Source organism: Johannesbaptistia floridana (genome assembly GCF_057440575.1).
The window spans coordinates 1-13875 of record NZ_JALKVM010000217.1 but is presented as its reverse complement, the minus strand read 5'-3'; the positions used below and the strand labels follow the sequence as shown (position 1 = coordinate 13875).

Genomic DNA, 13875 nt, shown 5'->3' with positions numbered 1-13875 from the left:
AACAATAAGTAGCTTGATTACAACTTGTTGAAGGTCAAATTCAGCCTTGTGCATTTAAATTTTTACTCAACCCCATCAAAAACCCGCTACCAGTTCATTATTCTAGGAGGATTAAAATGGTTATAAGGGCTACAAATAATACCAGTTGGGTATACTTAATAAAATACATCAGTATACCTGCCCAGACTATATACGTTAGAAATACTTCAAATAGTCCAGCCATGGTAGAATTTAGATCAGTACTAAAACGCACAATAGAGTTAGAACCTAACTCTTGCATCCATCATACATCCATATTATTTACTAAAATTTATTGTAAAAGTATTGATGGCTCTCAGGTTGAAATAGAGACAGGTTTTGGCAGTTGCAATAACTTTTTCTGAGGTAAGTTAAATTTTTAAACTGTTACACCGGCTGTTAATAAATAAAATCTTAAGAAGCGATCTCAACTAGTTATTAACTAAAAGTTTCAGCTTTCTTTTTTCACTGATCGCACTTTCTTTATTTAGTTTTTTCAATCAGTCTGTTAGCTAGAAGGTGAACGAAGCACTACCCAAAAACTCACTACTGGGTTCAAAAAAAATTTGCTGCTCGCCTACAAGTGCAGATAATGTAGTTTTTAAAAAACCTGTTATAAAGATTTACTAAATGTCAAGAGTAATTTCCTAAAAGTACATATTAATAATATTACTAGCTCTGAATAAATTAAATCTCATAAAACAACTATTCTGATTTTAAACCAAAAAGGAGGAAACAAAATGAGTAAAAATAATATTTGTGGTTTGGTAGCTGGTCTTATATATTTGAAATTAAAATTCAATAAAAGTTATAGTTTTTGTAATTCTAAGAAAATTTGGAAAAACACGCTTGTTATTACTGCAACTGGAACAACACCTGCCAAGTTATCAGACTTTATTTACAACTTGGGCGGTGAATCAGTTAGATATGGACAATATCATGATAACTTTTATGAGTTATTGAAACGGGAGAAATTTTTACCATGCTTATTGAGACTGGACTGTTCAAAAAAAGCTTATCATTGGATTGTAACGGTTCACTCAGATCTATTAAACGAATCGGGCGATGATATTTACTATATAGACGACTTAGAATATGCAAAAAATATTCAAGAGCCGAATGTAGATTATAAAAAGTATATAAGCTGTAAACAAAAAGAAAGTTTTTTTAAACAGTGGAATTTCAAGAAAAAGGATTTTATAGGTTTTTGTGTAGGTTTAACAAGTGCTAAACCTAGAACTATTATTTATGATTAATTATATGTTACAAAAGGCAATCATAAGCACTGTTGGGCTGGATTAATTGCAACTATAAACTAAGAACTGGTAGCTGGTTTTAGAGAGAGGATAGATTCAAGTAAGCCAATACTAAAAGCTTTTAACTTGACGGTAAAAATCTATTCATACCTTGTCCAAGAATTTTTAAAGCTTCTTCAGAACTCATTGTCTCTAATTCTCTTACTGCGAACTGACGTTAATATTACCCAGGTCAGAAAGATATTGCTATGAAGCAACACCCTAAACTATCTAGGAGAACAAACAATTTCAGAGGTGATGTCTGAAAAGTTTGCAACTTACTGAATTAATCTGGTTCTGTTGCAAAGAATTATGAACTATACAAGATTTTTGGGTAATTTATTTGTTATTTAAAAGCAACATAAATAGTGGTTCAACAAATTCTTGAATGAGCTACACTATCCCTCTGATAGTACGCCACGTTGTACCGAACGATTTGTATCCTAATCCAGCATTCGTTATTCTCTTTTTTTCTTTATTGAGCGGGAATCGGGTTGAGGCAAAATTGTGGTTAATGGTACAATTTTGCCCTTTTCCTTAAAACCAATAACTGAAAGCTTTTTGTAACAAGGACTCCAAGAGAGTCTCCCTATTAGCTTTGTTTTGTTTGAGTTTATTTAATAAAAGCTGGTCAAAAGAAATCAAAAATTTGGTCAATCTTCTGTTCTAGTAAAGGTAAGATACTCCCTGGTGTTGGTTGACTAGGTAAAGATTCTAGAAGTGGTTATTTACTGAAAATAAGATGATGGGACATTAATTCAATAAAAGAATCATCGAAAAGGGAAAGAATATTAGCTTCTAGAAATGCCAATATTTCTTTTTCTTGAGAAAATTCAGGCAAACCAGCTAATTTTTCGTTATTTTTAGGGACAATATTCTGGTATTCAGCTTCTAAATCGATATTTTTATTTGATTGCGCCATCAATAAATAGGTCATACAGAGTAAATAGATTATTCCTTTTTTACCTAGGAAGTGATAAGTATATCCAACTAAACGTTTTTCCCCCGTAGGGACTAAGTATTCTTCCTCTTTATAAGTCCAGTAAGTTTCTTTAATAGGAATACTTCTTTTATTATAGCCACTTATATAATCGTAGCTTTTTTCCCATTCCCAAAATGCAAACCAATAAGTAATTGTTTTAGTACTCCAAATAGGACTATTAGGATCGTCTTCTTCTTGGTAACCAATAACTCTTTCTTTTTGTTGATCAGGTACTTTTCTGTATTTTTTTTCAATGACGTCTTCAAAATAAGGTACGATACATTCTGATACAACTTCCTTAGCTTTCAATTTAGCAAATTTTTCTAAAAAAGATAAAGAATCACAATCATTAAAAACCTCTCCTAAAAAGATGCTTATATCCTGGTAAGAGTTGTAAAGAAAACTACCTTCGTCAAGGTTATTTTCTGGCTTTTGACAAGCAACATAAGCTAATTTCTTAAGACCCTCTTGCAAAATCTTTTTAGTATAAACAAAAGGAGCTTTTTGGGTTTGGTAACTAATTAGCTGCTCAAATAATCTTCCTTGTTCACCTCCTAACTTCTGGTGGCTTACTTTGAGTAATTCATCTAATCCTTCTCCTGTCCAGCAATTTAATTTAACTATGTCTGGAGTATTAGTATCTCCTAAAACCTCTTGATGTATTTTAGTAACATTTTCAATACAATCAGCTAAATTTTGACTAGTAGGTAAAAGGTTTTTAGTTTCTTTATTTATAAAAAGATTCAAAACATAAATTACTTGAGGGTAGTGTTGTAATAAATTGCGAAGATAATTAGCATCAGCTCTTAGAAATTGTTTGTCAGGAGCAATAACATAGAAAATCAGGTGGGGTTTTAGCTCTAGACTTAAACTTTCTTGTTGCCATTGACTGAGGTTATAATCAGTTTTTCCTACTGATTGATTTTGCTTATATTTGGCTATTGTGAACTTTTCGACTTGAGTAAAATCTTCTCTTTGATCTAATCCAAAGGCTATTCTATTGTAATTTTCTAATTGATCGTCACTGGCTACTCCAGGTAAATCAATTGATATGAATCCATTGGGAAATTCAATCAAATTAATTTCATTAGTACAATCTTGACGACCTGTAGATTTCAGAAAATATTCTATCCCAATTAAAAGATTAGCTAAAGTTGTTTTGCCTGAACCTGTTCTTCCGGTTAAAGCAGTTTTTAGAGCAATGGGGCTGTTTTTATAGTTAATCAAATCAGGCCTATTAAGTTGTTCAATAATTAAATCGGCTCTTATTTTGGCGATGGAGGGTTTTTGCAGTTTCATAATTTGTAGAGTGTGTTTATTTGTAATTAAATCAGAAGGGGGTAGAATTCTACCCCGGTAATCTTTAGCTAACAATTAGTTTTTCTCGTAATAGCTTAATAATGCTATCTTCTTTATTTTCGTCAACTAATTGGCTAATTTGCTCTTTGATAGGCTCTAGCTTAGACTCTATTGAAGCTTGTGCTTTCTCTATAGCATCTTTTAGTTCTTCTTCAGATTCAACAGCATATTTAGCTTCAATTCCTAAAGCAATACCTAATAAGAATTTAATGACTTCATAACCACCTTTTGAATACTCAGTTCCTATTTTTTTATTGACTATGTCATCTACAACCTTAATCGTTTTTCCATTAGGAACTTTTTCCATTACATTAATATATTGTCTTCTGGTAACGCTTCTTTTTTCTATGTCCGTTGTAGTAGTTGGAGTTTTTCCAATACGGATAATTCCTAAATTAAGCTCCCAACCACCTTCTGTGTTAGTTACAGGAAAATATTGGTCTTCTTCCCAGGTTTTTTCTTCTGTCTTGTTTTCCCAATCAAAACCTTCTTCTTCACGATATTTGACTTCTTGAGTATTAATATCAGTTGATCTTTCATCTTTAATTTTTCTCGCTTCCTCTGTTAAAACTTGGGTATTTTCCTCTACAACCTTAGTGTTTTTGGCAGGGTTATTATTGAAAGTTAAAAGCCCATAGATACTAATTGCTTTAGCTGCTAGTTTGACAACGTCATCTTCTCCAATTTGGTAGTCAACTTTTTTTAAGGCTATCCGAGTAGCAATTTCAATGATATTTTGAAGATAGCGATTAGATCTCTCTTGTCTTGCGTATTGTTTGAGGTCTTTTTCTAGTACACTTTCGATATTTCCTAGCTTTTCTGGTGGAATAATTTCACACATACGTCGTGTTAATTCATCAACGCCCTTTCCTGTTTTAGCATCAATTTCTATAATAGGAGCTTCAGAACCAGGATAATATTTTTGGTGAATTTTTTGTATGTTTTCTCGGCAATCTAGTAGATTTTCTGGTGTATACTTGGGTGAACCTTCTGGAGTGTGAAATAAATTTAGGACATAAATAATCTTGTTTTTTTCACCATCAATTTTCTGACGAGCTTCAATTAAATCTTTTACAAACTTTGTATCTTCTCTTAGAAACTGCTTGTCAGGGGCGATAATCACCAAAATAATGTCAGGCTTGTTTTTTTCTTGATTCTCTTTGGACTGCCAGTAATCAACAGGAAGTGTATATGAATCTTCATTAACTGTTTTCTCATCATTGGGGTTTTGGGAAATTTTGTTTACCTGAAAATTTTGTACCTCTTCTTCATCTTCTATTGGAGGCATCATATAAATTGCCCGCGCAATATTTTCATGTTCTTCATTACTTCCGGCACCTGGTGTATCAAAATAAACAAGTTTACTTAATAATTCCACTATTTGTAATTCCTTGGTGCAATCCTGACGTCCAGTAGAAGTCAGCAATTTTTTATCTAGCAACGAATTAGCCAAACTAGTTTTACCACTACCTGTTCTTCCAGTTGCGTACAAGTTCACTTGTTCACTATATAATCCACTGTTTTCTCTTACATAGGAAAGCATTTTTTCAGCTTCGCAATCACCAAGGGAAACAATTTTAATTAAATCTGGCTTGTCTATAAATAGACTTTTAAATGCTTCCAATATTTCTTGTTGCAATGATTCTGATGATTGACTTTTCAAATCTTTTGTTTTAGCTTTGGGTGTCATAAGGGTAAAATTCCTCTTTTGTTGATAATTTTCAAAATTTTCATTTATGAGCATTAATTAGCTCATATTTTGATTTTAGATCTGAGAAAAAATAGGTGTTGCAACTTAGGTTGTTGGGGTTGTTGGCAACTTAGGTTGTTGGGGTTGTTGGCAACTTAAGTGGTTTTGTTGCAAAAAATATAAGCCGCTAACAAAAACTAGTAGATAAACACCAGGAAAAATTTAGGCGTTATTTATTTCCAGAGAAAAGATAATTATGAAAGGCGCTAAAGATAGCACCTAACAGGATAGCTAATACTCAAAGGTTTTAACTTGACGGTAAAAATCTATTCATACCTTGTCCAAGAATTTTTAAAGCTTCTTCAGAACTCATTGTCTCTAATTGTTTAACTGCCTCAAGAGGATTAGTATTTTGAAGATTTACTACAGATTCACTAGCTAACTTAAAGAGCTCAAGATCGCCTCTTTTACTAGCTTCTAGTGCAATTTCATTGAAAGAGTTAATAGATGTACGTCTTTGTTCAAGTAACTCTCTAATCGCCATTTCACGCTGAGCAAAAAAAGCTTTTCTATCGTCAAAGTAACCTTGAAGAATAGTTACTAGAATCTCTTTTTGCGCATTGATTTGGTTCATTTGCGCTTTTAGTTGCTCTAAAGCGATATCTCTATCTGCTTCTATCTGAGTTCTTTTAGTGATTTCTCGCTCAATCAAAACCCGAGTATCATCATAGTAAGAAACCCACCATAAAAAACGAAAATACGGCATGAACTAAACCCCCAAAATTAAGTTGACTTTGTCGTACTAAAAATAATCTTAAAGTCTTTGATATCTTTGAGGTGGCAACTTAAGTTGTTATAAACTCATATCAAGTTTGTTTAATCACCCGCATACTTAATGCTCAGATACAGTGCCCATTGATAGCAATAATTACCAATTTCTACTTATCATTACCCAAAGCGATCGCAGCGCGATTGAGACAAAACAATAATTGACAATTTTATCAAAAGAGTTTCCTTAACTCATGATAAGCTTCCAACTTATTCGTCGCACCCGTAATCTGTTGTCGCCATTTAGCTTGAGAAATAAACTTGACATAAAGGCTTTGACGACTATTACGAAAAACAATCATTTTATACTCTAAAATAGTAATCGTTCTAAAAAAACAGTAATAAACCAAAACGTGGGATGATATCATCCCATCAAAGCCAAATAAAAATTTATGCAACAACTGAGACTAGCAGTACTCTCAAATGCCGGAGGCTCTGGGAAAACAACCCTCGCCACTCATTTAGCTTATTTAACCTCAAGCTTTAACAAATCGTGTTTATTAATCGATTTAGACCCCCAAGGTTCAGTTAGTCTATTTTGTGGAGTGACTGAAACTGATGAAATGAAAAATATCTCCACCGTTTTAGGAGATGATTTCCAGGGAACCTGGCCTCTAGTCCCCCTGTGGCCTGAACACTCAGCCTCTATTTGGGCCTGTCAGGGAGATTTAAACCTAATTAGAACAGCCAAAGAACTCGTAGTAAATAATCGAGGAGCCTATCAACTAGCAGACCGCCTAGAAGACTACCCAGTTAGCCAAGACCTAATCATCTTTGACTGTCCGGCTACACTAGGTGAACTTACTACCATAGCCTTAACAGCTTCAACCCACATAATAATCCCCATAGAATTAGAACCCAAATGTATTCAGGGAGTAGGAAAGCTAATCGAATGGATTTACGCCTGTACCTACACACTTAGACTGCGACCCAAACCAGAAATTATCGGAATTGTGCCCAATCAATACGATCGCCAACTAGCAATTCACCGCTCTATCCTAGAACAACTAGGTCCTTTTATGGAAAGAATGAATATCAAATGTTTTCCACCCATCAGGAGAACATCAGAATTAAAAAACGCCAGTGGCCGAGGTCTTCCGATTCACCTTCACCGTCCTAAACATCCGGCGGGCAATGATTTTCTCCCCGTTGCCAAAGCCATAAAAGAACTTATCGAACAGAAAAATAAAATGGGATGATATCATCCCAGACCAACATCCCAACCCTTAAAACCCATGCCTAAGAAGCCAATTTTCAACATAGAAGACTCCCTAAAAAAAGCTGAAAGGGCTCATCACCTCTCAGAACAACTCAATGATAAAGACCAAGAAATTGAAATCCTAAAACTTGAGATTGAAGAACTAAGAAAAAAAGGAAACGCCGTAGAAGAAGCTACTAAACTAGCCGAATTGAGAGAAGAACTAAGCACTCAAGGCTTAAAAGAACTGAGTGTAGACTCTATCGAACCCAACCCAGACCAACCCAGAGAAACTTTTGAACAAGAAAACATCGAAATACTCGCCAGATCTCTACAAACAGACGGACAACAACAACCAATCCTAGTTATTAAAAGAAGCGAAGAAAAATACCTAATATTTGACGGTGAGAGAAGATGGAGAGCCGCAAGATTTCTAGGATTGAAAACACTCTTAGCTATCATCATCCCAGAGCCCAAAAAACTCCATAGACAGGCACTATTAGCCAACCTTCATCGTGAGAACCTCAATAATCTTGATTTAGCTGAAGCCCTAATTCAAGAAATTAGCTCATACGATGATATCCCCTCAAAAGACATACCTCGTATCCTCAATACCGTAGTCAAAAGACTATCCAAACACAAACAAATGCAAAGCCTAGTAGAAGCAGTGCTATTAGAAGAGAGCGAACAAGAAAAAATCTTGGCAACACTTGAACTGAGTTCTTCTGAACAAACAGTACTAAAGTCAATTCTTACCCTACAACTCAACCCAGCTTCAGTCAATAAAAATATTTTTCCTACCTTAGAACTATTCGGTGACCTCAAAGAAGCTATCAGAACAAGAGGACTTAGCCCTTACCATGGGTTGATTCTGCAAAGAATTTCACCCCTCAAGCTCAAAAAAAATGCAGCGACAGCCACTAAATTAAGGAAAAAACTGACAAACACAATTATTGAACAGAGATTATCCGTATCCGAAACTCGTAAAAGAGTAGCTGAGTTATTTGAGCAAGAAAAGACAGCCGATAAAACATCTCAATCTTTTGATGTAGAAAAATTTGTTAAAGAGGCAGATAAATTAGACATAGCCCAGTTTAATTCTCAAGAGCTAAAAAGCCTCAAAGAAATTTTACTGAGCAAAGTTGAAGAAATAGACAACTTTTTGAGTTGATACACCTAAAGAGTGAGTGAGAAGTAGCCATGTCTTTTAAGGCATGGCAGAACGAACGTCGCAGATTTTAATCTGCCTGTGCTTTGTCTAGACTCAACCTATCAATATACATCTCGATAACTTGAGTCATTGTCATATCTTTCAACTGAGCATATCTTTTTAACTTATTAAATCTTTTCTCTGATAATCTCATTCCCAATCTTTTATATTTGATTGTCATAGTGTACTAACAGTGTTATAATAGTTACCATGAATTATAAAACAATAAAGGTACTATTAACAAATAATATTGACGATGAGTGCCAAGGGTATTTATATTTTGCTTGTGAACAGTCAAATAAACTGTATAATTATACTGTATATGCGGTAAGACAGGCTCATTTTAAAGAATGTGGGATAAAGACCTACTTCGATAAAAATGATGAGTATCGTTGCTGTTTTAAATTGGCTAGAGTTAAAGCAAGTTACCCTCAGCTTTGTAAAGATTTAAAATCAAGTATTCATTATCAAGCGATTGGAGGGAATCAAGGGCAACAAACGATTAAGTCTGTTGTAGAAAGTTTTAAGTCTTATAACAAGTTGTTGCCAATGTGGTTTAAAGGGGAATTAGAAAATAAACCTAAAATACCAAGTTATCGCAAAAACGGTTTATATCAAGTTAGTTTTGTTGGTAGAGATGTTAGATTTAGTCTCGACCATAATTCGTGCTTTTTACCAATTCCTAAAGAGCAAAAGCCAGAACTAACCACTAATAAGTTAGTAATTCCTTGTCCACCTGGAGTAAGGAAAGACAATATAGCTGAATTAAGAATAATCCCTTGTCTGGGTAAGTTTTGGGCAGAGTATGTCTATAAAACCCATGAAGTTAAAGCTATAGGATTAGATTACTTTCAAGCCCTGGGGATAGATAGCGGAGTAAACAATCTATTAACAGCAGTAAGCACTAAAGGAAAATCATTTATTCTTTGTGGTAAATGGCTAAAGTTTATTAATCAGAAATATAATAAAGCGGTTGCCAAGTTTAAAAAAGGAAAATCTGATTTTTATTGGTGTAACCAGCTTGATGAGATAACCCATAAACGTAACTGCCAAGTTAGAGATTCTCTTAATAAATATGCTAGATTTGTCATCAACTATTGTCTACAACATAAGATAGGGAACATTGTTTTTGGTGTTAATCAAGGTGTTAAAAGCAAAGTTAATTTAGGTAAACGCAACAATCAAAATTTTGTCCAGTTGCCGACGGCTAGATTAAAAAATCGTATTAAAGAATTAGCTGAAGAAGTGGGGATTATATTTACTGAAACTGAAGAAAGCTATACCAGTAAAAGTTCTTTTTTGGACGGAGACTTATTACCAAAATATGGTGAAAAACCCAAAGAGTATAAGTTTAGCGGAAAAAGAATTAAAAGAGGTTTATATCAAATAGCTAATGGCCAAACGATTAATAGTGATTGTTTGGGTAGTATCAACATATTAAAAAAAGTAAGCATACAGCTAGGATTAAACCTAGCCGAGGTGTGTAAGGAAGTATTGACTCTTCCTCATCGATATAAAGTTAATGACTTAACAAAATTATATCGAAAGCGGAGCGAACAGGTTTTAACCTGTGTAGCGACATCCGCTTAGAATCCACGTGTTTTTAAACCGTGGAGAAGTCAATTTGAGTCTAGCTTCAATCTTTAAAAACTAAGATTGATAGTGTAAGAAATAGTTTTACATTGTGTGGAGATTGCCGAAACATAGGATTCAGGCAATATCAAGTCTCAGCCTTTTCTTGCGCTGAGTGCAAGTTCATCTCTTCTGACGTTAAAATCATACAATTGTTGCTCAAAAGTATCTTGTAATTTTTTGAATTTTTTCTGGATTTAGTATTGCTTCTTCCTAGAGAGTTAAAGAAGTTAGTGAAAATTTTAAATTTTCTGATTAATTTGATTACAATAGATTGCCAAAATAGTTGTCCAAAGGTTTCCAATCCATCTTTCCCCGTTAGATAAAATATCTTTTTTATTATCTATCGCTATTGAAGGTATTTGTTCTACATTTACGCCTTTTAGATGTTCTTTATATTGTCTTATCTCCTGGCGAATGAGGTTTGTTCTTGTGCTTAGAACTTCTAAATATTTTTCTGGCTTAATCTGGTTGGCAAAAGTAAAAATAATTATTCCTTGCTGCCAAATAGACTGCTTAGATTCATAATTCATTAATGTTGTAATTAATTTAATAGCTCTTTTTTCACCACCAGTCACTCTTGTCTCGTTTAAGCCTGTGATGAATAAAAATACATCGATCTTTGGAACTTCTTGACGCATTTTTTTTAAGTATTTTTCATCATTGCCCTTGTCTGGGAGATCATCGCACAGTCCTGGTGTATCATATATAGAACAATTTATTTTTAGATTATCAAAACCCATGTGAAGACGTAGGCGATATTTTTGAATTGCAAATGTTGTTGGCTCGAAATCATCAGTAGCAGCTACTTTTTTTGTCATCATCATATTAACAGTACTTGATTTTCCAGTTCCCGTTTTTCCTGCTATTAAAATATTGATTGGATTGTTTATCGTTGAATTATTGAGCTCTTTGCCTTTTTCTTTCAAGGTTTTTTTGAGTTGGCAGAACTGCTTTGAAGTTATAAGTATGCTGTTTTTCATTTGATTTTATTGATACAGATAAATTGTAATCAAGGCAAGGTTTTGAAATTACCTATGCCTTAACTTTGGGTTATGATGAACTGCTTAGAATCCAAATAATGAAGCAATGCCACCTATAACTGCACCAACCGTACCACCTATAGCGGCACCTACAGGTCCGAATGCAGATCCTACCACAGCCCCGGCTACTGTAGCCCCAGCTATTACTTCTATGACCTTTTCACCACGCCGTTCTAATTTTTTAGCTTGAGCTTCAGTTACATATATAGGTTTTTCAACTTCTTTGACAATCTCTTTAACTTTTTCAGGTGGGGGTTGAATGCGATTTATCTGTGATGCCAGAAAAGGAATAAACGCATTTTCCTTTGCTTGAGTAACAACAGTTACAAAAAGTTCTCCCAACCAACGTTCTCCATTAGGCAATATTTCATTTTTGTTATCTATCGCTACTGAAGGTATTTCTTGTACACTTACTCCTTTTAGGTGTTCTTTATATTGTCCTATTTCTTGGCGAATGAGCCTTGTTCTTTCAGTTAAATATTTTAAATACTCTTCTGAAGAAACCTGGTCGGCAAAAGTAAAGACAATCACTGCATACCGCCAAATAGAAGATTGAGATTTATCAGTCAAGACCTGAGTAATTAATTTAATAGCTCGTTTTTCGTCACTAGTTACTCTTGTATCACTCAACGGCAGAATAAACAGAAGTACATCAATTTTGGGGATGTTCTGGCGAATTTTCTCTAGATAATCATAGTCTTTGTTATTTTCTGAAAGGTCATCGCATAAACCTGGAGTATCATATATATAAAACGTGACCCCTTCAATCTCTTTCTCATATTTTTCAATTGAAAATGTTGTGGGCTCGAAATCGCCGACTTTAGCCACTGTTGTTCCCAAAAGGCTATTAATAGTACTTGATTTTCCTACACCTGTCCTTCCGCATAACACTATAGATATAGGTTCTTTCAATTGTTGGTTAACAGTGTCTTTTAATTTTTTGATTGTTTCTGGATTTAGTTTTGCTTCATTATTTTGATTGATTGGCATATCTTAACACTCCTAGTTTTTGTCTGTCAGATTTTGTGTAACCGTTCAGGGGGCGATACCCGCATTTCTCATAAAATCTGCGATCGCTAACTAAAACCTGATTCTAGTAAAATTCTAACAGTTCAGGGTATCTCAGGCAGCAAGTTGCTCTAATCGAGTACCAGTAGGAGATTCAGGTAAGAGGGAAGGAGGCTTGGTTTGATGACGCGCCGCTTCAACTGCCTCTGTGAGAAAACTTAATATATTACGTCTTTGAGAACGTAAACTGGTAACCACTGTCAACATTCTCGCGAGGAAAATACTACCCGCTTCACTTTGAGACCCAAAACTGGTACGACGCCAAAGTACAGCAGGTCGAATCGCTCTTTCTGAGGCATTATTAGTCGGTTCAACGCCTGGTACTTCTGTAAATAACCACAGAGCCACTTCCACCTTCAGTAACTGCCTACAAGTGCGTACAGTTTTGGCTAAGGGCGTTTTTTCTCTCGCACCAATCTCTAACTCCGAGGTTTCCTCTAAAATACTTCGTAGTCTGGTTCTAATTTTCTTGATTTTTTTTTGAAACTCTGGGTAGCTCAGAGTACCGTCTCGCACTTTTGACCACAGTCGAAACAGTCGTTTTTGCTGTGCTAATAGGTCCCGACCGATTTGTCTAGACAAGCCGGAACGTTCGGCAATTTTGGTGAACTCCCGCTTCAAGTGTGCCCAACATAGTTGTCTTTGCTGTATCTTGAGCCAGTTGTAAGCGTTGTAGCGGTCACTAATGAGAATGCCGTCAAAGTCTACTCCAAGTAATTCTTGTGCTGCTTCAGTTGAGCGTGACAGGGTTACTTGAAAGAAGCTGACCTTAGGGGTGACTAGTACCCACAGCCAAGCTTTGCGATTATTGGGGTTTTGACCATCGGTATTTCCCTGTTTAAATCCGGTTTCATCCGCCCCTGCTATCTCAGCTTTCTGCACATACTCTTTGGCTGACGCTACTGGAGCTGCTACTGCTTCACTTACTTCAGAGCGAATACGAGTGATGGTTCCAAGGGACATTCTTACAACTGGTAGCGGGTTTTTGAAAAAGAAGAAAGTTATCTGAAAAGCTTTTGCTATAAGGACTTGCGCTAATCTATAATAAATGAGTAAAAGTCATTTTAGTTTTCAGGATAAAAACAGCATTGACAGCTCAATCCCAGTCATGGCAAACGATTCCCACATCTTTAACCCCAACACAATTCGATGAATTTGTCTTGCCCCATCTTCCTCGTAGCAGCCGTGGACCTCAACCAAAACTTTCCCTTCATCAGATTTTTAACTACATTCTCAAGTTTTTGTATCTTGGTTGTCAGTGGAAAGAGCTACCCATTAAAGATGACGAAAATGGAAACCCAGAAATTCATTACACCAGAATCTATCAAGCTTTTAGGCGTTATGAAGCTCATGGTTGTTTTGACTTAATTTTCAGCGAGTCTGTGTTCCGATTGAATAAATGTGGATTTCTTGATATTAGTATTGTCCATGGTGATGGCACTACAACAGCAGCAAAGAAAGGTGGTGACAATCTCGGATTCAATGGTCACAAGCATATCAAAGGCGATAAAGTAGTAGCTTTATGTGACCGAAATTGTAATGTAATTGCTCC

The 13875-nt window shown here is 35.1% G+C and carries 12 protein-coding genes; 5 read left to right on the top strand and 7 right to left on the bottom strand.

The features are described 5' to 3' along the window. Positions 1-758 precede the first annotated feature (758 nt). Positions 759-1274, top strand: coding sequence for a hypothetical protein (locus MW688_RS14190; RefSeq protein WP_486736669.1), 516 nt, complete (start codon positions 759-761; stop codon positions 1272-1274). A 763-nt stretch (positions 1275-2037) separates the two neighbouring features. Here MW688_RS14190 and MW688_RS14185 read toward each other — a convergent pair. The 4 genes from MW688_RS14185 to MW688_RS14170 all read right to left on the bottom strand — a co-directional run bounded on the left by MW688_RS14185 (position 2038) and on the right by MW688_RS14170 (position 6474). Further along, on the bottom strand, positions 2038-3669 hold the full coding sequence (locus MW688_RS14185) for a GTPase domain-containing protein (RefSeq protein WP_486736668.1): 1632 nt from the start codon (positions 3667-3669) through the stop codon (positions 2038-2040). Continuing rightward, positions 3659-5398 carry a GTPase gene (locus tag MW688_RS14180; protein ID WP_486736667.1) on the bottom strand — a complete coding sequence of 580 codons (1740 nt, stop codon included), beginning with the start codon at positions 5396-5398 and terminating at the stop codon, positions 3659-3661. Before MW688_RS14180 ends, MW688_RS14185 begins: the two co-directional genes overlap by 11 nt. Positions 5399-5651: 253 nt before the next feature. Then, positions 5652-6110, bottom strand: coding sequence for a hypothetical protein (locus MW688_RS14175; RefSeq protein ID WP_486736666.1), 459 nt, complete (start codon positions 6108-6110; stop codon positions 5652-5654). 235 nt (positions 6111-6345) lie between these two features. Continuing rightward, positions 6346-6474: a hypothetical protein gene (locus tag MW688_RS14170; RefSeq protein ID WP_486736665.1), complete on the bottom strand. Its 129-nt coding sequence runs from the start codon at positions 6472-6474 to the stop codon at positions 6346-6348. Between the two features lie 90 nt (positions 6475-6564). Here MW688_RS14170 and MW688_RS14165 point away from each other — a divergent pair, with 90 nt between their 5' ends. The 3 genes from MW688_RS14165 (at position 6565) to MW688_RS14155 (ending at position 10170) form a co-directional block, all read left to right on the top strand. Continuing rightward, a complete protein-coding gene (locus MW688_RS14165; RefSeq protein ID WP_486736664.1) occupies positions 6565-7371 on the top strand; it encodes a ParA family protein in 807 nt (268 codons plus the stop codon). A gap of 36 nt (positions 7372-7407) precedes the next feature. After that, positions 7408-8541 carry a ParB/RepB/Spo0J family partition protein gene (locus MW688_RS14160; protein WP_486736663.1) on the top strand — a complete coding sequence of 378 codons (1134 nt, stop codon included), beginning with the start codon at positions 7408-7410 and terminating at the stop codon, positions 8539-8541. Positions 8542-8790: 249 nt separating this feature from the next. Further along, complete coding sequence (locus tag MW688_RS14155; protein ID WP_486736662.1) at positions 8791-10170, top strand: RNA-guided endonuclease InsQ/TnpB family protein; 1380 nt, start codon at positions 8791-8793, stop codon at positions 10168-10170. A 284-nt stretch (positions 10171-10454) separates the two neighbouring features. Here MW688_RS14155 and MW688_RS14150 read toward each other — a convergent pair whose 3' ends face one another. The 3 genes from MW688_RS14150 to tnpC form a co-directional block, all read right to left on the bottom strand. Beyond that, positions 10455-11195 carry a GTPase gene (locus MW688_RS14150; protein WP_486736661.1) on the bottom strand — a complete coding sequence of 247 codons (741 nt, stop codon included), beginning with the start codon at positions 11193-11195 and terminating at the stop codon, positions 10455-10457. Between the two features lie 84 nt (positions 11196-11279). Beyond that, the gene (locus tag MW688_RS14145) at positions 11280-12245 is read right to left on the bottom strand and encodes a GTPase (protein WP_486736660.1); all 966 of its coding nucleotides are present in this window, start codon (positions 12243-12245) and stop codon (positions 11280-11282) included. 132 nt (positions 12246-12377) lie between these two features. Then, on the bottom strand, positions 12378-13286 hold the full coding sequence (tnpC, locus tag MW688_RS14140) for an IS66 family transposase (protein WP_486736659.1): 909 nt from the start codon (positions 13284-13286) through the stop codon (positions 12378-12380). 125 nt (positions 13287-13411) lie between these two features. Between tnpC and MW688_RS14135 the strand changes: the two genes are divergently transcribed. Continuing rightward, positions 13412-13875, top strand: a 464-nt coding sequence (locus MW688_RS14135) for a transposase (RefSeq protein ID WP_486736658.1), incomplete at its 3' end; no start/stop codon positions are given.